Genomic DNA, 19209 nt, shown 5'->3' with positions numbered 1-19209 from the left:
CATTGGCAGTAAATCGAGGGTGTACGACAGTCCTGCCACTGTCATGAGTGTTCACCAAGTACGACGCTTACTACATGAACACGATCTTCAGCTACGCGACCGTCCTGATCCTCGCCGTCGTCCTCACCGCCCCGGCGCTCGTGGGCTGGCTCCACGAGCGCCGGATCGACCGGCAGCTGGCCGCGGCGGAGGCCGCACGGACCCGTCCGGCTCAGAAGTCCTCGTCGAGGTCGACCGTGCCCTCCACCGCCACCTGGTACGCCGAGGGACGCCGCTCGAAGAAGTTGGTCAGTTCCTGAACACCCTGCAGCTCCATGAACGCGAACGGGTTCTCGGAGCCGTACACCGGGGCGAAGCCGAGGCGCGTCAGGCGCTGGTCGGCGACGCACTCCAGGTACTGCCGCATCGAGTCGGTGTTCATGCCCGGCAGCCCGTCGCCGCACAGGTCCCGCGCGAACTGCAGCTCCGCCTCCACGGCCTCCCGCAGCATGTCGGTGACCTCCTGCTGGAGCCGGTCGTCGAACAGGTCCGGCTCCTCCTTGCGGACGGTGTCCACGACCTCGAACGCGAACGACATGTGCATGGTCTCGTCACGGAACACCCAGTTGGTGCCGGTGGCGAGACCGTGCAGCAGACCCCGGCTGCGGAACCAGTAGACGTACGCGAAGGCGCCGTAGAAGAACAGGCCCTCGATGCACGCGGCGAAGCAGATCAGGTTCAGCAGGAAGCGGCGCCGCTCGGCCCGGGTCTCCAGCCGGTCGATCTTCTCGACCGAGTCCATCCACTTGAAGCAGAACTGCGCCTTCTCACGGATCGACGGGATGTTCTCGATCGCCGCGAACGCCGCGGCCCGCTCCTCCGGGTCGGGGAGGTAGGTGTCCAGCAGCGTCAGATAGAACTGGACGTGCACGGCCTCCTCGAACAGCTGGCGCGAGAGGTACAGGCGCGCCTCGGGGGAGTTGATGTGCTTGTACAGCGTCAGCACCAGGTTGTTCGCGACGATCGAGTCGCCCGTCGCGAAGAACGCCACCAGCCGGCCGATGAGGTGCTGCTCGCCGGGCGTGAGCTTCGCCAGGTCGGCGACGTCCGAGTGGAGGTCGACCTCCTCGACGGTCCAGGTGTTCTTGATGGCGTCCCGGTAGCGCTCGTAGAAGTCCGGGTAGCGCATGGGGCGCAGGGTCAGCTCGAAGCCCGGGTCGAGGAGGTTCTGGTTACGGGGGGACATCACTGGCAGGCCTCGCAGGACTCGGGGTTCTCAAGGGAGCAGGCGACCGCTTCGGGGTCGGCGGCCGGCTGCGCGGGGACGGCGGCGCGCGCGGCGCGGGCGATGCGGGTCGCCGGGCGCGAGCGCAGGTAGTACGTCGTCTTCAGCCCGGACTTCCAGGCGTAGGCGTACATCGAGGAGAGCTTGCCGATGGTCGGCGTCTCCAGGAACAGGTTCAGCGACTGCGACTGGTCCAGGAACGGCGTGCGGGCGGCGGCCATGTCGATCAGGCCGCGCTGCGGGATCTCCCACGCCGTGCGGTACAGCCGGCGCACGTCCTCGGGGATCCACGCGAAGTCCTGCACCGAGCCGTTCGCCTCGCGCAGCGCCTCCCGGGTGCGCGCGTCCCACACGCCCAGCTCCTTGAGGTCCTGCACCAGATAGGAGTTGACCTGGAGGAACTCCCCGGACAGCGTCTCGCGCTTGAACAGGTTGGACACCTGCGGCTCGATGCACTCGTAGACGCCCGCGATGGAGGCGATGGTGGCCGTCGGCGCGATGGCCAGCAGCAGGCTGTTGCGCAGGCCGACGCGGGCGATCCGCTCGCGCAGCGCCGCCCACCGCTCGGGCCAGGTCCGGTCGACGTCGTAGTGGTCGGGGTGCAGCACCCCGCGCGCGGTACGGGTCTTCTCCCAGGCCGGGAGCGGGCCGTTGCGCTCGGCGAGGTCGGCGGAGGCCTCGTACGCGGCCAGCATGATCCGCTCGGCGATCCGCGTCGACAGGGCCTTCGCCTCGGGGGAGTCGAAGGGCAGGCGCAGCTTGAAGAAGACGTCCTGCAGGCCCATCGCGCCGAGGCCGACCGGCCGCCAGCGGGCGTTGGAGCGGCCCGCCTGCTCGGTCGGGTAGAAGTTGATGTCGACGACCCGGTCGAGGAAGGTGACGGCGGTGCGGACGGTGGCGTCCAGCCGCTCCCAGTCGATGTCCCGGCCGTCCACGAAGGCGCCGAGGTTGATTGAGCCCAGGTTGCAGACCGCGGTCTCGCCGTCGTTCGTGACCTCCAGGATCTCCGTGCAGAGGTTGGAGGAGTGGACGACGTGGCCCGGCTCGGCCGTCTGGTTGGCGGTGCGGTTGGCGGCGTCCTTGAAGGTCATCCAGCCGTTGCCGGTCTGCGCCAGGGTGCGCATCATCCGGCCGTACAGCTCGCGCGCCGGCAGGGTCTTCCGCGCCAGGCCCTTGCGCTCGGCCTCGCGGTAGGCCGCGTCGAACTCCTCGCCCCACAGGTCGACCAGCTCGGGCACGTCGGCCGGGGAGAACAGGCTCCACTGCCCGTCGGCCTCGACCCGGCGCATGAACTCGTCGGGGATCCAGTGCGCGAGGTTCAGGTTGTGGGTGCGGCGGGCGTCCTCGCCGGTGTTGTCCCGCAGCTCCAGGAACTCCTCGATGTCGGAGTGCCAGGTCTCCAGGTAGACCGCCGCGGCGCCCTTGCGCCGGCCGCCCTGGTTCACGGCGGCCACCGACGCGTCGAGCGTCTTCAGGAACGGCACGATGCCGTTGGAGTGCCCGTTGGTGCCGCGGATCAGCGAACCCCGGGAGCGGATCCGGGAGTACGACAGACCGATGCCGCCGGCGTGCTTCGACAGCCGGGCCACCTGGTGGTAGCGGTCGTAGATCGAGTCCAGCTCGTCCAGCGGGGAGTCCAGCAGATAGCAGGACGACATCTGCGGGTGCCGGGTGCCGGAGTTGAAGAGCGTGGGGGAGGAGGGCAGGTAGTCCAGGCGGCTCATCAGGCCGTACAGGTCGGCGACCTCGTCCAGCGCCCGGGTGGTGTCGTCCTCGGCGAGTCCGGCGGCGACGCGCAGCAGGAAGTGCTGCGGGGTCTCGATCACCTTGCGGGTGAGCGGGTGGCGCAGCAGGTAGCGGGAGTGCAGGGTGCGCAGCCCGAAGTAGCCGAAGCGGTCGTCGGCGGCCGGGTCGGCCAGCGCGTCCAGCCGCTCGGCGTGCAGCCGGACGAACTCCGCCGTGCGGTCGGCGATCAGGCCCTCGCGGTGGCCGACGGCGACCGACTCGGTGAACGTCGTGACGCCCTGGGAGGCGGCCTCGGCGCGGATGGTGCGGGTGAGCAGCCGGGCGGCCAGCCGGGAGTAGGCGGGGTCCTCGGAGATCAGACCGGCGGCGGCCTCCGTGGCCAGCTCGCGCAGCTCCGCCTCGTCGGCCCGGGCGGACCGGCCCCGCAGGGCGGCGGCGGCGACCCGGCCGGGGTCGGCGTCGGGCAGGTCGGCGGTCAGCTCGGTCAGGGTCCGCAGCAGCGCGGTTCCGGGACCGTCGGTCTCCTCGGCCGCCGGGATCGCTGAAGCCGGGTCGGCTGGCGCGATGGTCACGTGGGGCACTCCCTCGCTCGGCACGGGGCCTCGGCGAGGGCAGGGGGCAGCACGAGCGCACGGGGGCGTCGCGTCCACCGGCCCATTCCGCGAGGCCCGGACGTCGGGCACACCGGCCGGACGACCGGGTGCGCTGTCGGCAGGTCCTCGGACTGAACAGGCGTGCAGACGCACACAAGTACACCGTTGCGGGACAGTTCCGGATTCGCACCGGATTCCCCTGCGGCGACAGCGAGCATGAGCATACATCTTGTGCCCGGCTGTCGTGCCACCCCCAGATGTTGTGTCCGGGTGGTGTCAGAGCGTCAACTCGTACGTGTGGAGCATGATGTCGTCGAGCTCCGGCACGGGATTCCAGTCCCGCTCGGGGGTGCGGACGAAGCCCAGGCGTTCGTAGATCCGGTGGGCGGCGTGCATGGTGCGCTGGGTGGACAGCACGACGGCCCGGCAGCCCCGCGTGGCCCGCGCGCGCTCGACACAGGCCCGCACGAGCGCCTCCCCGGCGCCCCGGCCGCGCGCCGCGTGGTCCACCGCGAGCATGCGGATCTCCGCCTCGCCGGGGCGGGCGATGTCGGCCATGGGACCGCCGGACGGGACGAAGGTGACGCCGCCGAGCAGCCGGTCGCCGTCGACGGCGACCAGCACCTCCGCGGCGGCGGCGCGCTTCGCGACGTCCCTCAGCTCCCCGAGGTACGGGTCGTCCGCGCCGAAGTCCAGCAGACCGTCTCCGAGATAGGCCTGCGCGGTGATCTCGCCGAGGGCGGCGTGTTCGGTGGGGTCGGCGGGCCGGATAAGGATGTCCATGGGGGGAGTGTGGACGACAACGGGCCGCCGAAGCAGCTGCTTTCGGCGGCCCGCTGGGAGTGGAGAGGGGTCAGTGCGCGCTTCCCGCGGTGGCCGGCGGAAGTTCCACCTGGACGCCGGGGTCGCCCGCGTCGGCCGTGTAGTCCTCCGGCTTCGTCTCGTCGGCGCCCTCGGGGGCCTTCACGGCCTTCAGGACGAAGGTCAGCACCACCGTCACCGCGACGTTCAGCACGAACGCCGTCAGACCGATGTAGCCGATTTCGCCGATGCCCGGGATCTCCTTCGCCGAGCCGCCGAAGTGCTTCTGCGTCGGCGAGGCGACGCCGTACGCGGCCATCGTGCCGTAGACCATGCCGACCGCCCAGCCGGCGAGCAGCGCCCAGCGGTGGAACCACCGCGTGAACAGGCCGCCGACCAGCGCCGGGAAGGTCTGCAGGATCCAGATGCCGCCGAGCAGCTGGAAGTTGATGGCGACCGTCTTGTCCATGGTGAGGACGAAGACCAGCGCGCCGACCTTCACCAGCAGCGACACGATCTTGGAGACGGCGGTCTCCTGCTGGGCCGTGGCGTCCGGCTTGATGAAGTCCTTGTAGATGTTGCGGGTGAAGAGGTTCGCCGCCGCGATCGACATGATCGCCGCCGGGACCAGCGCGCCGATGCCGATCGCCGCGAACGCGATGCCCGCGAACCAGTCCGGGAACATCGTCTCGAACAGCTGCGGGATGGCCAGCTGGCCGTTCTGCACCTTCACCCCGGCCGCGATCGCCATGAAGCCGAGCAGCGCGAGCAGGCCCAGCATCAGGGAGTACAGCGGCAGGATCGTGGTGTTGCGGCGGATCACCTCACGGCTGCGCGAGGACAGCGTCGCGGTGATCGAGTGCGGGTACATGAACAGCGCGAGCGCCGAGCCCAGCGCCAGCGTGGCGTACGTCCACTGGCCGGCCTCCGCCGGCGCGAGGGCGCCCTTCGGCTTGCCGGTGGCCGGGTTGGTCTGCGAGAACGCCTCGCCGGCCTTGGCGAAGATGTCGTCGAAGCCGCCCAGCTTGATCGGGATGTAGATGATCGCCACCGCGATGACGATGTAGATCAGCGTGTCCTTCACGAAGGCGATGAGCGCCGGGGCGCGCAGACCCGAGGAGTAGGTGTACGCCGCGAGCACGCCGAACGCGATCAGCAGCGGCAGGTCCTTCACGAACCAGTTGGTGTCCTCGCCGCCGCCGACGCCCATCACGTCCAGCACCGCCTGGATGCCGACGAGCTGGAGCGCGATGTACGGCATCGTCGCCAGGATGCCGGTCACCGCCACCGCCAGCGACAGGCCCTTGGAGCCGAACCGGCCGCGCACGAAGTCCGAGGTCGTCACATAGCCGTGCTTGTGCGACACCGACCACAGCCGCGGCAGGAACGTGAAGATCAGCGGGTAGACGAGGATGGTGTACGGCACCGCGAAGAAGCCGGACGCGCCCGCCGCGTAGATCGCCGCAGGCACGGCGACGAACGTGTACGCCGTGTAGAGGTCGCCGCCGAGCAGGAACCAGGTGATCCAGGTGCCGAACGACCGTCCGCCCAGGCCCCATTCGTCCAGGCTGTGCTCGTTCTCGGCCTTGCGCCACCGTGCGGCCAGGAAGCCCAGGACGGTGACGAGGAGGAAGAAGAAGATGAAGACGCCGAGCGCGACGCCGTTCACGCCGTCCTTCACTGCTCCGCACCACCCTTCCGGGACGCGCGGGCGCGCTGGTCACGCCGCCACAGCTGGTAAGCGATCATGGTCAGCGCGGTGGAGATGACCACCCACAGCATCTGGTACCAGTAGAAGAACGGGATCCCGATGAAGGCCGGGTCCGTCTTGGCGTACGAACCGACCCACAGCATCGCCACGAAGGGCGCGATCAGGCAGAGGCCGATGACGACGCGCACAGGCGTCACCACCGGCCCTCTGGAAACTTCTGGGGCTTGCGACATCAGGCGGCTCCGTCCCCTAACCGATCACCTGCGAAACAGGGACGCAATGTAGGTGACGGATAAAGGACTTAGGAAGACCCCGTCCGCATATCGGTCCGCAAAGTCCGGGAAGGCCGCCCGGTGAGCGGCGTCGGAGGCCTTCTCACGGGGCGTCAGTCCTGGGGCCTCTTCAACCTCGCCACGAACTTGTACCTGTCCCCGCGGTAGACCGACCGCACCCATTCGACCGGATTGCCGTCCTTGTCCAGGGAGTGCCGGGACAGCATCAGCATCGGCAGGCCCACGTCGGTGCCGAGCAGGCCCGCCTCGCGCGGGGTGGCGAGGGAGGTCTCGATGGTCTCCTCGGCCTCGGCGAGATGGACGTCGTAGACCTCGGCGAGGGCGGTGTACAGGGAGGTGTACTTGGCCAGCGACCGGCGCAGCGCCGGGAAGCGCTTGGCGGACAGGTGGGTGGTCTCGATGGCCATCGGCTCGCCGTTGGCCATGCGCAGCCGCTCGATGCGCAGCACCCGCCCGCCCGCGGTGATGTCGAGCAGGCCGGCGAGCCGGTCGTCCGCGGTGATGTAGCCGATGTCCAGCAGCTGCGAGGTGGGCTCCAGGCCCTGCGCGCGCATGTCCTCGGTGTACGAGGTGAGCTGCAGCGCCTGGGAGACCTTCGGCTTGGCGACGAACGTGCCCTTGCCCTGGATGCGCTCCAGGCGGCCCTCGACGACCAGTTCCTGCAGGGCCTGCCGGACGGTCGTGCGGGAGGTGTCGAACTCGGCGGCCAGCGTGCGCTCGGGTGGCACCGGTGTGCCGGGCGCCTGCGTCTCCGTCATGTCGAGCAGGTGCTTCTTCAAGCGGTAGTACTTGGGCACACGCGCGGTACGGACGGTCGCCCCACCCTCGTTCTCCGCACTGCTGACCTCGGTGCTCATGCTCTGCCTTCCCGGCCCTCGGTGCCGAAGCGGCCGACACACCATCGGCCGCCCGCGCGTTCCGTGATCTCCTCTGTATACCCTCGGCCGCTGTTTTGGTCTAGTCCATCGCTGCCAAGTGGTCTACCTGGAGTGTGCCGCAAGTCGGCGTCTTTTCGCGGGGTTCTTACTTAAAGGTTCCTGCATATGTAGGTCGCATAACGGCTGGTCGGAGCGGATTCGCGCACCCTTGACACACCCTTTGGTCTGGGCCAAGCTCCCCGTACTGGTCTACACCATTGGTCCAGTCCCGGCCCCATGGGCGGTTCGCGTTCGACGTTCACCGCGGGGAGGCAGGGGGGTTCGTGTGCATCCCTGAGGAGGGTGGCGTGAAGCGCAAGCTGATAGCCGCGATCGGTATCGCGGGCATGATGGTCTCCATCGCGGCGTGCGGGGACAGCGACAGCAAGGGCGGCTCCGACAAGGGCGCCGACGCCAAGGAACTGACGGTGTGGCTCACCGTCGACGCGCAGAACAACTGGCCGGAGCTGGTGAAGGCCGCCGACGACGCGGTGCAGAAGAAGCACCCCGGCATCAAGATCAACCACGAGTACTACGGCTGGCCGGACAAGAACGCCAAGCTCGACGCCGTCCTCGCCACCGACAAGGCGCCCGACGTGGTCGAGATGGGCAACACCGAGATGCTGCCCTACATGGTCAAGGGCGCCTTCGCCCCGCTGGACCCCGCCAAGTTCGAGAACTCCGCGGCCTGGCTGGACGGCCTGAAGGCCTCGGTGACCTACGAGGACAAGACCTACGGCGTGCCGTACTACGCCGGTGGCCGCGTCGCCAACTGGCGCAAGGACCTCTTCGCCTCGGTGGGCGTCAAGTCCGCGCCGAAGACCTGGCAGGAGCTGACCGCCGCGCTCGACAAGGTGCAGCAGAAGCAGGGCGGCAAGTTCAGCGCCTGGTACCAGCCCACCCGTGACTGGTACGCCGCCATGTCCTTCGTCTTCGACGCCGGCGGCGCCATCGCCAAGGAGGAGGGCGGCCAGTGGAAGGCCAGCCTCTCCTCGCCCGAGTCGATCAAGGGCCTGACCGAGTTCAAGAACGTCGTCGACAAGTACATGCACGGCGACAAGACCAAGGACGAGTCCGACCGGTACATCGTCTACGGCCAGGGCAACTCCGGCATGATCTTCGCCCCGGCGTGGGAGGGCGCGACCGCCGCCGACCCGAAGAACGACAAGACCGGCAAGCTCAAGGGCAACGTCGAGAACTTCGTCGCGCCCGGCCCGTCCGGCAAGAACCTCCCGGTCTTCCTCGGCGGCTCCGACCTCGCCGTCCCGGTGAAGTCCGACGCGCAGGACGTCGCCGCCGAGTGGATCAACGCCCTCACCGGCGCCGCCGGCCAGAAGGGCCTGATGGCCAAGGGCAACCTGCCCAACAACAAGACCGACCTCGCCACCCTGAAGAACGACCCGGCGACGGCGGTCCCGGCCACCGCGGCCGAGTCCAACTGGTTCGTCCCGATGGCGCCCGGCTGGGGCCAGGTCGAGAAGGCCCAGGTCCTGCAGACGATGCTCCAGAACATCGGCACCGGCAAGAAGTCGGTCGAGGACGCCGCCAAGGAGGCGGACGCCGCGATCGACAAGGTCATCAACACCAAGTGACCTTCCCGGCGGGGCTCCCGGCACCCGGGGGCCCCGCCGCCGTTACGACCTCTGAAGGACCGCTGAGGAGCGCGCGATGAGTGCCGCAGACACGACCACCCCTGCCAAGGTGCCGCCGCCGCGGCAGGCACCGCCGCCCGCGCCGAAGCGACCCGGGGGCAAACGCACCTCCGGCGGGGCCGCGACCCCGTGGCTGCTGCTCGCGCCCTGTCTGCTGGTGCTCGTCCTGGTGATGGGCTATCCGCTGCTGCGGCTGGTCACCCTGTCCTTCCAGAAGTTCGGGCAGTCCCAGCTGTGGGGCTTCCAGCCCGCCGAGTCGGTCGGCTTCGACAACTTCACCGACGTGCTGGGCGACGACGAGTTCTGGACGGTCGTGGTGCGCACGATCGTCTTCGCGGGGGGCGCCGTCGTCCTCACCATGGTCATCGGCATGCTGATCGCGCTGCTGCTGCAGAAGGTCTCCGGCTGGCTCAAGACCCTCATCAACATCGTCCTGGTGGCCAGCTGGGGCATGCCCGTCATCGTCGCCACGACCGTCTTCAAGTGGCTCTTCGACTCCGACTACGGCGTCTTCAACGCCCTGCTCAGCAAGCTGCCCGGCGTCGACATGATCGGCCACAACTGGTTCGCCAGCGGTCCGCAGGGCCTGGCCGTGATCATGCTGCTGGTGGTGTGGGGCGCGGTGCCCTTCGTGGTCATCACCCTCAGCGCCGGTCTCACCCAGGTCCCCAAGGAACTGGAGGAGGCCGCCCGGCTGGACGGCGCCGGCGCCTGGGGCGTCTTCCGGTTCGTCACCCTGCCGATCCTCAAGCCGATCATCGTGATGCTCACGACCCTGTCGGTCATCTGGGACATGGGCGTCTTCCCGCAGGTGTTCGTCATGCGCAACGGCCACCCCGAGGCCGAGTTCCAGGTCCTCAACACCTACTCCTACGACCGCGCCTTCGTGGTCAACGACTACGCGCAGGGCTCGGCGATCGCCCTGCTGACCGTGCTGCTCCTGCTCGGCGTGGTCGCCGTGTACATGCGCCAGATGCTGAAGATCGGAGAGGTCGAATGAGCACCGCCACGGTCGCCACAACGGACGGCGCCGCACCGGCCGCCGCCCGCCGCCCGTCCCGCCTCGGCTGGAACCTGCTCGGCCTGCTGGTCTTCCTCGTCGCCGGCTTCCCGCTCTACTGGATGCTGAACACGGCCTTCAAGCCGGCCAAGGACGCCATCGACCCGGACCCGAGCCTGCTGCCGACCGGCATCACCTTCGACAACTTCGACCGGGCCCTGAACATCGCCGACTTCTGGGGCCCCGTCGGCCGCAGCCTCATCGTGTCGCTGTCGGTCGTCCTCGTCGGCATCGTCGTCGGCACCCTGGCCGCGCTCGCCATCAGCCGCTTCGCCTTCCGCGGCCGGAAGATCGTGATCGTCGGCATCCTCGCGGTCCAGATGGTCCCGCTCGTCGCCATGATCATCCCGGTCTTCCTGCTGCTGAACGACCTCGGCCAGTACGACCGGCTCACCGGCCTCATCATCACCTACCTGACCTTCGTCCTCCCCTTCACGGTGTGGACCCTGCGCGGTTTCATCGTGAACATCCCGCGCGAACTGGAGGAGGCGGCCATGGTCGACGGCTGCTCCCGCACCGGCGCCTTCATCCGCGTCGTCTTCCCCCTGCTGGCCCCCGGCATGGTCGCCACCTCGGTCTACGCCTTCATCCAGGCCTGGAACGAGTACCTGTACGCCCTCATGCTGCTCAGCCAGAAGAACCAGACCGCCACCGTCTGGCTCGGCAACTTCACCACCAAACACGGCACCGAATACGCCCCGATGATGGCCGGCGCCACGATGATGGCCGTGCCGATCGTCGTCCTGTTCCTCCTCGTCCAGCGCAAGATGGCCGCGGGTCTGACCGCCGGCGCCGTGAAGGGATAACGCGACCCGATGACGACCATCGCCGGCGGCACCGACACCCTCACCCGTGACGCCCTGACCGTGCTCCAGCCCGGGTTCACGGGCACCTCCGCCCCCGACTGGCTGCTGCGCCGCCTCGGCGAGGGCCTCGCCTCGGTCGGCCTGTTCGGCCGCAACATCGCCTCGGCCGAGCAACTCGCCTCCCTCACCGCCCAGCTGCGTGCCGAACGCGACGACGTCCTGGTCGCCGTCGACGAGGAGGGCGGTGACGTCACCCGCCTGGAGGTGCGCACCGGCTCCTCCTTCCCCGGCAACCACGCCCTCGGCGCGGTGGACGACGTCGAACTGACCCGCGCCGTCGCCCATGAACTCGGCCGCCGCCTCGCCGCCTGCGGCGTCAACTTCGACTGGGCCCCCTCGGCCGACGTCAACTCCAACCCCGCCAACCCGGTCATCGGCGTCCGCTCCTTCGGCGCCGACACCGACCTGGTCGCCCGGCACACCGCCGCCTACGTCCAGGGCCTGCAGTCCGCCGGCGTCGCCGCCTGCACCAAGCACTTCCCCGGCCACGGCGACACCGCCGTCGACTCCCACCACGCCCTGCCCCGCATCGACGCGAGCGCCGACGTGGTGGCCGCCCGGGACCTCGCCCCCTTCCGCGCCGCGATCGCCGCCGGCACCCGCGCGGTGATGAGCGCCCACATCCTCGTCCCGGCCCTGGACCCCGAGCACCCGGCGACGCTGTCCCGCCGCATCCTCACCGACCTGCTGCGCGGCGAACTCGGCTACGACGGCCTGATCGTCACCGACGGCATGGAGATGCAGGCCATCTCCGCCACCTACGGCATCGAACGCGGCAGCGTCCTTGCCATCGCCGCCGGCGCCGACGCGATCTGCGTGGGCGGCGGCCTCGCCGACGACGAGACCGTACGCCGCCTGCGCGACGCCCTGGTCGCCGCCGTCCGCGCGGGCGAGCTGCCCGAGGAGCGCCTCGCCGACGCCGCCGAACGCGTCCGCCGCCTCGCCCGCTGGACCGCGGCCGGCGCCCCGACCGTCGCCCTGGCCGGGGAACCGGCCACCCCCGGACACCCCGAGGTGGGCCTGATCGCCGCCCGGCGCGCCCTGAGGATCACCGGCGGGGACACCTTCACCCCGCTCACCGAGGCGCCCTACGTCGCCGCCCTCAGCCCGGTGGCCAACATCGCCGTCGGTGACGAGACCCCCTGGGGTGTCGCCGCCGAGCTGGCCCGGCTGCTGCCCGGCACGGAGACCGGCAGCTTCGCGGGCGAGGACGCGGGCCGCGCGGCCCTGGTGGCGGCCGGTGCGCGCCGGATCGTCGCCGTGGTCCGCGACGAGCACCGCCACCCCTGGATGACGGCCGCCCTCGACACCCTGCTCGCCGCCCGCCCCGACACGGTCGTCGTCGAGATGGGCGTCCCCCAGTCCCCGCCGCGCGGCGCCCTGCACATCGCCACCCACGGCGCCGCCCGCGTCTGCGGCCGCGCGGCGGCGGAGGTGATCGCGGGTGCGGCGGGGGAGTAGGCCCGGCATTCCGGCAGTCCCGGTAGCCCCGGTACTCCGGTAGCCCGGTTGCCCTGACTGCCCCGCTCCGCGCGCCCCTCCGCGAGTCCGCCGGAACCACAAAGGCGCCGGGTCCCCCACCAGGGACCCGGCGCCTTCCGCGCGGTGCGCGATAGGTCTCAGATCCCCTGCCACTCCGGCTTGTTGGCGTAGGTGTGCCGGAAGTAGTCCGCCAGCTTCAGCTTGGAGGCGGCCGCCTCGTCCACCACGACCGTGGCGTGCGGGTGCAGCTGGAGCGCCGACGCCGGGCACACCGCCGCCACCGGTCCCTCGACGGTCGCCGCGACCGCGTCGGCCTTGCCCTCGCCGGTGGCCAGCAGCACCAGGTGCCGTGCCTCCAGGATGGTGCCGATGCCCTGCGTGATGACGTGGTGCGGCACCTGCTCGATGTCCCCGTCGAAGAAGCGCGCGTTGTCCACGCGGGTCTGCTCGGTGAGCGTCTTGATCCGGGTGCGCGAGGCGAGCGAGGAGCACGGCTCGTTGAACCCGATGTGCCCGTCGGTGCCGATGCCCAGCAGCTGGAGGTCCACCCCGCCGGCCCCGGCCAGCGCGCGGTCGTACGCCTCGCACGCCGCCTGCACGTCCCGCGCCGTGCCGTCCGGGCCCATGAAGTTGTCCATCGGGATCCCGAGCGGCTCCAGCACCTCCCGCCGCAGCACGGAGCGGTAGGACTCCGGGTGCTCGGCGGGCAGCCCCACGTACTCGTCGAGCTGCGCGATCCGCGCCCGCGAGGCGTCCACGGCACCGGAGCGGACCTTGGCGGTCAGCGCCCGGTAGATCGGCAGCGGGGTCGAGCCGGTGGCGACGCCGAGCAGCGCGTCCGGCTTGCGCCGCAGCAGCTGCGCCATGGCCTCGGCGATGAGCTCGCCGCCCGATGCGGCGTCCGGAACGATGACAACTTCCACGCTGGCCTGCCGTTCTGAGAGGGGGCTGGAGGAGGGCCCGGTAGGACTATGTGGTTTAGACCAATCTAACAGAATCGGCCGTCACCGCCCATGGGAACCACAGGTACCCGGACCCTTGCCGCCCCCTCGGACGCCGGCGCCTCACAGCGCCAGATGCGCACCTCCCGTCGCGTCGATGTGCTGCCCGGTGACCCAGCGGGAATCCGGCGAGGCGAGGAACGCCACCACGTCCGCCACCTCCTCCGGCGTGCCGACGCGGCCGAACGCCGACACCCCCTCGGCGTAGGCCCGCAGGGCCGGGTCGGCGAGCACCCCCGCCGTCAGGTCCGTGTCGACGAATCCCGGCGCGACCGAGTTGGCGGTGATCCCGCGCGGCGCCAGCTCCACCGCGAGGGAGCGGGTCAGGGCCGTCACGGCGCCCTTGGCCATGTGGGTGGCGGCGATGGCGGGTATGCCGTGGTCCGTGGCCGCCGTGACGTTGACGATCCGGCCCCCGTCGCGCAGCCGGCGCAGTCCGTGCTTGACGATGAAGAAGGGCGCCCGGGCGTTGACCGCCAGGGCCCGGTCGTACGTCTCCTCGTCCGTCTCGGCGATCGTCGCGAACGTCGCCGCCCCCGCGTTGTTGACCAGGACGTCCACGCCGTCCGCTGCCCGGTCGAAGGCCTCCCACAGCGCCTCGGCGTCTCCCTGCACGCCGAGTTCGGCGCGCAGGGCGAAGGCGCTGCCGCCCGCCGCCTCGATCGCGGCGACGGTCTCCTTCGCCGCGGCCTCGCTGCTGCCGTAGTGCACGGCGACCCGCGCCCCGTCCCGGCCTAGCCGCTCGGCGATCGCCCGCCCGATCCCCCTGCTCGCGCCCGTGACCAGCGCCGTCCTGCCCTGAAGCACACCCATGACGAACCCCCTCGAAAATTTCCTAACGATCGCTACAGAAAGACCGTACCCGAGCCCGCCGACATTTCTCTAGCGTCCGCTCTAAAATTCACTCCATGGTGCGCACAGAGGACTCCCGCCCCCCGGCCGGCCGCCGCGGCCGCCCCCGCTCCTTCGACCGGGCGACGGCGCTGGAGAAGGCGGTCATGGCGTTCTGGGAGCGCGGCTACGAGGCCACGTCCGTCTCCGACCTCACCCGCGTCATGGGCATCGGCGCCCCCAGCCTGTACGCGGCCTTCGGCGACAAGCAGGCCCTGTTCGAGGAGGTCGTCCGCGCCTACGACGAGCGGTACGGCTCGTTCGGCGTCCGCGCGCTCGCCGAGGAGCCCACGGCCCGCGCCGCCGTCGCCCGGCTGCTGCGCGAGGCCGCCGCCGAGTACACCGCCCCCGGTCACCCGCACGGCTGCCTGTACGCCCACGCCGCCACCAACTGCACCAACGCAGAGGTGGAGGAGTTCCTGCGCGGGCGGCGCAACGCCACCATCGCCGCGATTGCGGACCGCATCCGGGCCGGAGTCGCCGCGGGCGAGCTGCCCGAGGACACCGACGCCGCGGCGCTCGCCCGGTACACCGGAGTGGTCATCCAGGGCATGTCCCAGCAGGCCCGCGACGGCGCGAGCCGGCAGGAACTGGAGGCCGTCGCGGAATTCGCCCTGTCCATCTGGCCCCGCACCTGACCGGGTGCGGCTAGGCTTCGCAGGAGCAGCGGTCGCGTGCGCCCCGAGGGCGCCGACAAAACGGCCGCCGACGCATGGACACGCGGAGTGGTCTAGTCCACAATGCGTATGCAGGGCCGCGCGCAGACGCGCGGAGAACCACGCGCAACGGAGCGCGGATCGCACAGCCTCCGTCTTCCCCGCACAGGAAGACGGACCGAGGAACCGGAGCTCTCTGCCCTGACTGCCCCGGCTCCTCATCCTTCGGCCGACCGGGACCGCACACCCCACGGCCGATATTGCTCCGGGCTGCGGTGCCGGGAGGGTTGAGGGTCCCTCCCAGGCGCCGCGGCCCGCGGGTGTTTCCGGGGCCGTGTCTCACAGCACCCGCACCGGTCCGCACCCGCGCCGCCCGCGCCGTTTCGGGCCTGCACAAACGGGCGGGTACGCTCGCTGACGTGCCCTCCATGAACGAACTGGTCCGCCAGCACACCGCCCTCGACGACTCCGACCTCGAGTGGCTCCACCTGCTGGTCTCGGAGTGGCAGCTGCTCTCCGACCTCTCCTTCGCCGACCTGGTGCTGTGGGTGCCCACCAGCGACGGCACACGCTATGTCTCCGTCGCCCAGATGCGGCCCAACACCGGCCCGACCTCCTACCAGGACGACATGGTCGGCCACCTCGTCCCGCGCGGCCGCCGGCCCATGCTGGACGCCGCGCTCGACGAGGGCCGTATCGTGCGCGAGGGCGACCCGGAGTGGCGCGAGGAGGTCCCCGTACGGGTCGAGTCGATCCCCGTACGGCGGGACGGCCGCGTCCTCGGCGTCATCGCCCGCAACACCAACCTGCTCACCGTGCGCACCCCGAGCCGCCTGGAGCTGACCTACCTCCAGAGCGCCTCCGACCTCGCGCAGATGATCGCGGCCGGCTCGTTCCCGTTCCCCGACCAGCAGGTCGACATGGACGCCTCGCCGCGCGTCGGCGACGGCCTGGTCCGTCTGGACGCCGAAGGCATCGTCCAGTACGCCTCCCCGAACGCCCTGTCCGCCTACCACCGCCTCGGACTCGCCGCCGACCTGGTCGGCCACCACCTGGGGCAGATCACCGCCGAACTCGCCCCGACCCGCGGCCCGGTGGACGAGGCGCTGGCCAAGCTCGCGAGCGGCTGGGCGCCGCGCGAGTTCGAGATCGAGGCCAGCGAAGGGGTCATCCAGTTCCGGGCGATCCCGCTCAAACCCAAGGGGACGCGCATCGGTTCGCTGGTGCTGCTGCGGGACGTCACGGAACTGCGCCGCCGCGAACGCGAGTTGATCACCAAGGACGCGACCATCCGGGAGATCCACCACCGGGTGAAGAACAACCTGCAGACCGTGGCCGCCCTGCTGCGTCTGCAGGCCCGGCGCATCGACTCCGAGCGGGGCCGGGAGGCGCTGGAGGAGGCCGTGCGCCGGGTCGGCTCGATCGCGATCGTGCACGAGACGCTGTCGCAGAACCTCGACGAGCGTGTGGAGTTCGACGACATCGCCGACCGCGTCCTCGCCATGGTCGCCGAGATCTCCCCGGGCAAGGTCACCGGCCGGCGCACCGGACGCTTCGGCATCCTCGACGCCGAGGTCGCCACTCCGCTGTCGATGGTCCTCACCGAGATCCTGCAGAACGCCCTGGAGCACGGCTTCCGCGAGGGCGACACCGGCACCGTGGAGGTGTCCGCGGTCCGCGGCGGTACGACGAAGGAGGCGCGGCTGCTCGTCACCGTCCAGGACGACGGCGTCGGCCTGCCCGAGGGCTTCGACCCGCACCGCTCGGGCAACCTGGGCCTGCAGATCGTACGGACCCTGGTCGAGGGCGAACTGGGCGGCAGCTTCGACATGGTCCCGGCGCCCGAGCGGGGCACGCAGGTGATCCTGGACATCCCGGTGCGGGCACAGAAGTAGCGGCCCGCGCCCGGGCAGCCCAAGTGGCCGCGCCACAAGGGCGTCGAGGGCGCCGTCACACTCCGTGTCCGGGCAGCAAAAAGCCCCGGACCGCCATTGGTCCGAGGCTGATGCTCGACTGCTGCTCTGCTACGTAAAGCGCGTCGGGGGTACTGCGCGCTGCGGCTCGGGGGCGGGAGATGCGTACACGCTGTACGCGCCGCCAAGCTCAGGCTGTCAGCAGGGGTGCGTGTGTCAGGCGGAGGCCTGACGGGCCCGGTTGCGGGCGGCACGGCGCTTCATGGCGCGGCGCTCGTCCTCGCTGAGACCACCCCAGACGCCGGAGTCCTGGCCGGACTCGAGCGCCCACTGCAGACACTGCTCGATCACCGGGCAGCGACGGCAGACGGCCTTGGCTTCCTCGATCTGCAGCAGCGCAGGACCGGTGTTGCCGATGGGGAAGAAGAGCTCGGGGTCTTCCTCGCGGCAAACGGCGTTGTGACGCCAGTCCATGGCTGCTACCTCTCCTTGGTATGACTGTGCAGGGTGCTTGTGAATGTGAACGCTTTCACGAATCCCTCAACAAGTGAAGGGCCGACCGCCGGGTTCCCCGGCGTGGTCCTGGGTTTGTAGAGGGGTTCTGGTGATCAGTGGAGGCCGGTGTTGCGGGCCGTCCCGATCGCCACGTAGAGACTCGCAAACCTCAGCGGCGGATACAACCCCTTCCGGAAAGTTTTTTTTGATTCTTCGGTGTCGACTAGGTCACAGCCGTACTTCCATGGGGTGGATCCTGGCCTAAACGTTCGAGTGAAAGGACTTTGGCCCGTTCTGCTCACACAATCACACGCAGTGCACGGCGTACACCTGTGAACGTCACGCTGGTTCGCAGGCCCAGGTGGTCACCGTCCATCTGGAGGGGCAGCGGCACCTTCGAATGCAAGGTGAACTGGTCCAGATCGTGCAGCGCGACCGCGTGCTTGCCGTGCGGTCCGCGCTCCGGGGACGAAGTGAGCAACTGGGTGCCATACCGGGCAACCGAGGCGGTGGACAGTCGGCTGAGACCGAACACGTCCAGCCCGGTGTCGAACGAGGCCTTGGGAGACGCATAGATGGGCCGGTTACCCAGGAACGTCCACGGTGATGTGTTCGAGACTATGGAAAGTACGAGTTCCGTGACCGGTTCCTCACCCGCCCGCTCCAGCGTGATCGTGCCGTGCCGGCGGTTCGGCTCGCCCAGCAGCTGGCGCACCACCTGGCGGACGTAGAGCGCGTGCGTCGACTTCCTGCCGCGCTCGCGGTGCTGCTCGACTCGCCCCACCACGCCCGCGTCGAAGCCGAGCCCGGCGTTGAAGGTGAACCAGCGCTGCGGCACCTCCGCGTCCTCCGTGCCCGGCGTGCCCGAGGTCAGGCCCAGGCCGACCGTGCGCTCGCTGCCCTCGCGCAGCGCGTCCAGCAGTGCGCCGGTCGCCTCCACGGCGTCGTTCGGCAGGCCGAGGGCGCGGGCGAAGACATTGGTGGAGCCGCCGGGGACCACGGCCAGGCCGGGCAGCCGCTCCGGATCGGGGCCGGCGTGCAGCAGGCCGTTGACCACCTCGTTGACCGTGCCGTCGCCGCCGAGCGCCACCACGAGGTCGATGTCCTCGGCGAGCGCCGCCTGCCGGCCCAGGTCGCGGGCGTGGCCGCGGTACTCGGTGGTGACCGCCTCCAGCTTCATCTCGCTGGCCAGCGCATGGATGAGCACGTCACGCGTCCGTGCACTGGTGGTGGTAGCTGCCGGATTGACCACGAGAAGTGCACGCATGACGTGCAGGGTACCTACTGGGCGGTACCGCGCCCAGCGCGAGGTAGGGATCCGGTAAGAGCCCGGGCCCGGGAGCGGTCGGGAGTCCGGCCCCGGGAGCGGCCCCTCGTGAGGGCTACCCTTCAGGGGTGAGCAGTGAGCAGACCACCAGCACCGAACAGCCCGCCGGCCCGCGCCCGCGGCGCCTGACGTACGCCGCCGCGCTCGCCGCCCTGGAGGGGCTCGCGCTGGTCGCCGGCGGGGTCTGGATGCTCGTCCTCGGCCTCACCGGCGACCCGGACGACCGGCAGCAGGCCGTCACCGGCGGCATCACCCTGGCCGTGCTCGCGCTGCTGCCGCTGCTGGCCGCGCGCGGACTGCTCGCCCGCCGCAGCTGGAGCCGCGGCCCGGCCGTCATCACGCAGATCATGGCGCTGCCGGTGGCGTACAACCTGCTGACCTCCGACGGCACCGGCATCCCGGTCGGGATCGTCCTCGCCGTCGTCGCCGTCACCTCGCTGGTCCTGCTGGTGAACGGGGAGACCACCCGGGCCCTCGGGATCCGCGGGCCCGGCGGCGCCCAGAAGTAACCCGGGACCCGGCCTCCGGCAGGAGCCTGCCG

The 19209-nt window shown here is 70.4% G+C and carries 18 protein-coding genes and 1 riboswitch; of the genes, 8 read left to right on the top strand and 10 right to left on the bottom strand.

The genetic code is table 11. The features are described from left to right. Positions 1–74: 74 nt before the first annotated feature. The gene (locus IE308_RS17205; protein ID WP_190218615.1) at positions 75–299 is read left to right on the top strand and encodes a hypothetical protein; all 225 of its coding nucleotides are present in this window, start codon (positions 75–77) and stop codon (positions 297–299) included. Here the strand turns inward: IE308_RS17205 and IE308_RS17200 are convergent. The 6 genes from IE308_RS17200 to IE308_RS17175 all read right to left on the bottom strand — a co-directional run bounded on the left by IE308_RS17200 (position 212) and on the right by IE308_RS17175 (position 7265). Further along, positions 212–1225, bottom strand: a complete 1014-nt coding sequence (locus IE308_RS17200) for a ribonucleotide-diphosphate reductase subunit beta (protein ID WP_190218614.1) — start codon at positions 1223–1225, stop codon at positions 212–214. The genes IE308_RS17205 and IE308_RS17200 overlap by 88 nt on opposite strands. Next, positions 1225–3582, bottom strand: a complete 2358-nt coding sequence (locus IE308_RS17195) for a ribonucleoside-diphosphate reductase subunit alpha (protein ID WP_190218613.1) — start codon at positions 3580–3582, stop codon at positions 1225–1227. The genes IE308_RS17200 and IE308_RS17195 overlap by 1 nt, the downstream gene beginning before the upstream one ends. A 121-nt stretch (positions 3583–3703) precedes the next feature. After that, positions 3704–3827, bottom strand: a riboswitch (cobalamin riboswitch). Between the two features lie 52 nt (positions 3828–3879). Then, positions 3880–4386, bottom strand: coding sequence for a GNAT family N-acetyltransferase (locus tag IE308_RS17190; RefSeq protein WP_190218612.1), 507 nt, complete (start codon positions 4384–4386; stop codon positions 3880–3882). 70 nt (positions 4387–4456) lie between these two features. Beyond that, positions 4457–6085, bottom strand: a complete 1629-nt coding sequence (gene mctP, locus IE308_RS17185; protein WP_190218611.1) for a monocarboxylate uptake permease MctP — start codon at positions 6083–6085, stop codon at positions 4457–4459. Further along, positions 6082–6348, bottom strand: coding sequence for a DUF3311 domain-containing protein (locus tag IE308_RS17180; RefSeq protein WP_110630426.1), 267 nt, complete (start codon positions 6346–6348; stop codon positions 6082–6084). Before IE308_RS17180 ends, mctP begins: the two co-directional genes overlap by 4 nt. 152 nt (positions 6349–6500) lie before the next feature. After that, positions 6501–7265: a GntR family transcriptional regulator gene (locus tag IE308_RS17175; RefSeq protein WP_190218610.1), complete on the bottom strand. Its 765-nt coding sequence runs from the start codon at positions 7263–7265 to the stop codon at positions 6501–6503. A 368-nt stretch (positions 7266–7633) separates the two neighbouring features. Here IE308_RS17175 and IE308_RS17170 point away from each other — a divergent pair, with 368 nt between their 5' ends. The 4 genes from IE308_RS17170 to IE308_RS17155 all read left to right on the top strand — a co-directional run bounded on the left by IE308_RS17170 (position 7634) and on the right by IE308_RS17155 (position 12364). Then, positions 7634–8917 (top strand): extracellular solute-binding protein, encoded by a 1284-nt coding sequence (locus IE308_RS17170; protein ID WP_110630429.1) that lies wholly within the window; start codon positions 7634–7636, stop codon positions 8915–8917. Positions 8918–8993: 76 nt separating this feature from the next. After that, positions 8994–9977 carry a carbohydrate ABC transporter permease gene (locus tag IE308_RS17165; RefSeq protein ID WP_110630431.1) on the top strand — a complete coding sequence of 328 codons (984 nt, stop codon included), beginning with the start codon at positions 8994–8996 and terminating at the stop codon, positions 9975–9977. Continuing rightward, the gene (locus IE308_RS17160; protein WP_110630433.1) at positions 9974–10843 is read left to right on the top strand and encodes a carbohydrate ABC transporter permease; all 870 of its coding nucleotides are present in this window, start codon (positions 9974–9976) and stop codon (positions 10841–10843) included. The genes IE308_RS17165 and IE308_RS17160 overlap by 4 nt, the downstream gene beginning before the upstream one ends. Before the next feature lie 9 nt (positions 10844–10852). Next, entirely contained in the window at positions 10853–12364 is a 1512-nt protein-coding gene (locus IE308_RS17155) for a glycoside hydrolase family 3 protein (protein WP_190218609.1), read from the top strand. Positions 12365–12522: 158 nt separating this feature from the next. On the opposite strand, the gene nagB is transcribed toward IE308_RS17155, so the two are convergent. Both nagB and IE308_RS17145 read right to left on the bottom strand, forming a co-directional pair. Next, positions 12523–13308 carry a glucosamine-6-phosphate deaminase gene (nagB, locus tag IE308_RS17150; RefSeq protein WP_110630437.1) on the bottom strand — a complete coding sequence of 262 codons (786 nt, stop codon included), beginning with the start codon at positions 13306–13308 and terminating at the stop codon, positions 12523–12525. A gap of 141 nt (positions 13309–13449) precedes the next feature. After that, on the bottom strand, positions 13450–14199 hold the full coding sequence (locus tag IE308_RS17145; RefSeq protein ID WP_190218608.1) for an SDR family oxidoreductase: 750 nt from the start codon (positions 14197–14199) through the stop codon (positions 13450–13452). Positions 14200–14294: 95 nt separating this feature from the next. Here IE308_RS17145 and IE308_RS17140 point away from each other — a divergent pair, with 95 nt between their 5' ends. Beyond that, a complete protein-coding gene (locus IE308_RS17140) occupies positions 14295–14915 on the top strand; it encodes a TetR/AcrR family transcriptional regulator (RefSeq protein ID WP_110630441.1) in 621 nt (206 codons plus the stop codon). Between the two features lie 446 nt (positions 14916–15361). Beyond that, a complete protein-coding gene (locus tag IE308_RS17135; RefSeq protein ID WP_190218836.1) occupies positions 15362–16828 on the top strand; it encodes a sensor histidine kinase in 1467 nt (488 codons plus the stop codon). A gap of 234 nt (positions 16829–17062) precedes the next feature. Here IE308_RS17135 and IE308_RS17130 read toward each other — a convergent pair whose 3' ends face one another. Both IE308_RS17130 and IE308_RS17125 read right to left on the bottom strand, forming a co-directional pair. Next, a complete protein-coding gene (locus tag IE308_RS17130; RefSeq protein WP_003992873.1) occupies positions 17063–17320 on the bottom strand; it encodes a WhiB family transcriptional regulator in 258 nt (85 codons plus the stop codon). 319 nt (positions 17321–17639) lie between these two features. Continuing rightward, positions 17640–18608: a diacylglycerol/lipid kinase family protein gene (locus IE308_RS17125; protein ID WP_190218607.1), complete on the bottom strand. Its 969-nt coding sequence runs from the start codon at positions 18606–18608 to the stop codon at positions 17640–17642. A gap of 128 nt (positions 18609–18736) precedes the next feature. Here IE308_RS17125 and IE308_RS17120 point away from each other — a divergent pair, with 128 nt between their 5' ends. Further along, positions 18737–19177 carry a hypothetical protein gene (locus IE308_RS17120; protein WP_110630447.1) on the top strand — a complete coding sequence of 147 codons (441 nt, stop codon included), beginning with the start codon at positions 18737–18739 and terminating at the stop codon, positions 19175–19177. The last annotated feature ends 32 nt before the right edge of the window (positions 19178–19209 follow it).

This window comes from Streptomyces griseosporeus (assembly GCF_014656055.1).
GTDB classification, from domain to species: domain Bacteria; phylum Actinomycetota; class Actinomycetes; order Streptomycetales; family Streptomycetaceae; genus Streptomyces; species Streptomyces griseosporeus.
This window is presented reverse-complemented; position numbering and strand designations above follow the sequence as displayed.

Bases quoted from the DNA above. Each gene is read 5' to 3' on its own strand.
- IE308_RS17205 (WP_190218615.1), top strand. From the start codon at position 75: ATGAACACGATCTTCAGCTACGCGACCGTCCTGATCCTCGCCGTCGTC.
- IE308_RS17200 (WP_190218614.1), bottom strand. From the start codon at position 1,225: ATGTCCCCCCGTAACCAGAACCTCCTCGACCCGGGCTTCGAGCTGACC.
- IE308_RS17190 (WP_190218612.1), bottom strand. From the start codon at position 4,386: ATGGACATCCTTATCCGGCCCGCCGACCCCACCGAACACGCCGCCCTC.
- IE308_RS17180 (WP_110630426.1), bottom strand. From the start codon at position 6,348: ATGTCGCAAGCCCCAGAAGTTTCCAGAGGGCCGGTGGTGACGCCTGTG.
- IE308_RS17175 (WP_190218610.1), bottom strand. From the start codon at position 7,265: ATGAGCACCGAGGTCAGCAGTGCGGAGAACGAGGGTGGGGCGACCGTC.
- IE308_RS17165 (WP_110630431.1), top strand. From the start codon at position 8,994: ATGAGTGCCGCAGACACGACCACCCCTGCCAAGGTGCCGCCGCCGCGG.
- IE308_RS17160 (WP_110630433.1), top strand. From the start codon at position 9,974: ATGAGCACCGCCACGGTCGCCACAACGGACGGCGCCGCACCGGCCGCC.
- IE308_RS17155 (WP_190218609.1), top strand. From the start codon at position 10,853: ATGACGACCATCGCCGGCGGCACCGACACCCTCACCCGTGACGCCCTG.
- IE308_RS17145 (WP_190218608.1), bottom strand. From the start codon at position 14,199: ATGGGTGTGCTTCAGGGCAGGACGGCGCTGGTCACGGGCGCGAGCAGG.
- IE308_RS17140 (WP_110630441.1), top strand. From the start codon at position 14,295: ATGGTGCGCACAGAGGACTCCCGCCCCCCGGCCGGCCGCCGCGGCCGC.
- IE308_RS17135 (WP_190218836.1), top strand. From the start codon at position 15,362: ATGAACGAACTGGTCCGCCAGCACACCGCCCTCGACGACTCCGACCTC.
- IE308_RS17130 (WP_003992873.1), bottom strand. From the start codon at position 17,320: ATGGACTGGCGTCACAACGCCGTTTGCCGCGAGGAAGACCCCGAGCTC.
- IE308_RS17125 (WP_190218607.1), bottom strand. From the start codon at position 18,608: ATGCGTGCACTTCTCGTGGTCAATCCGGCAGCTACCACCACCAGTGCA.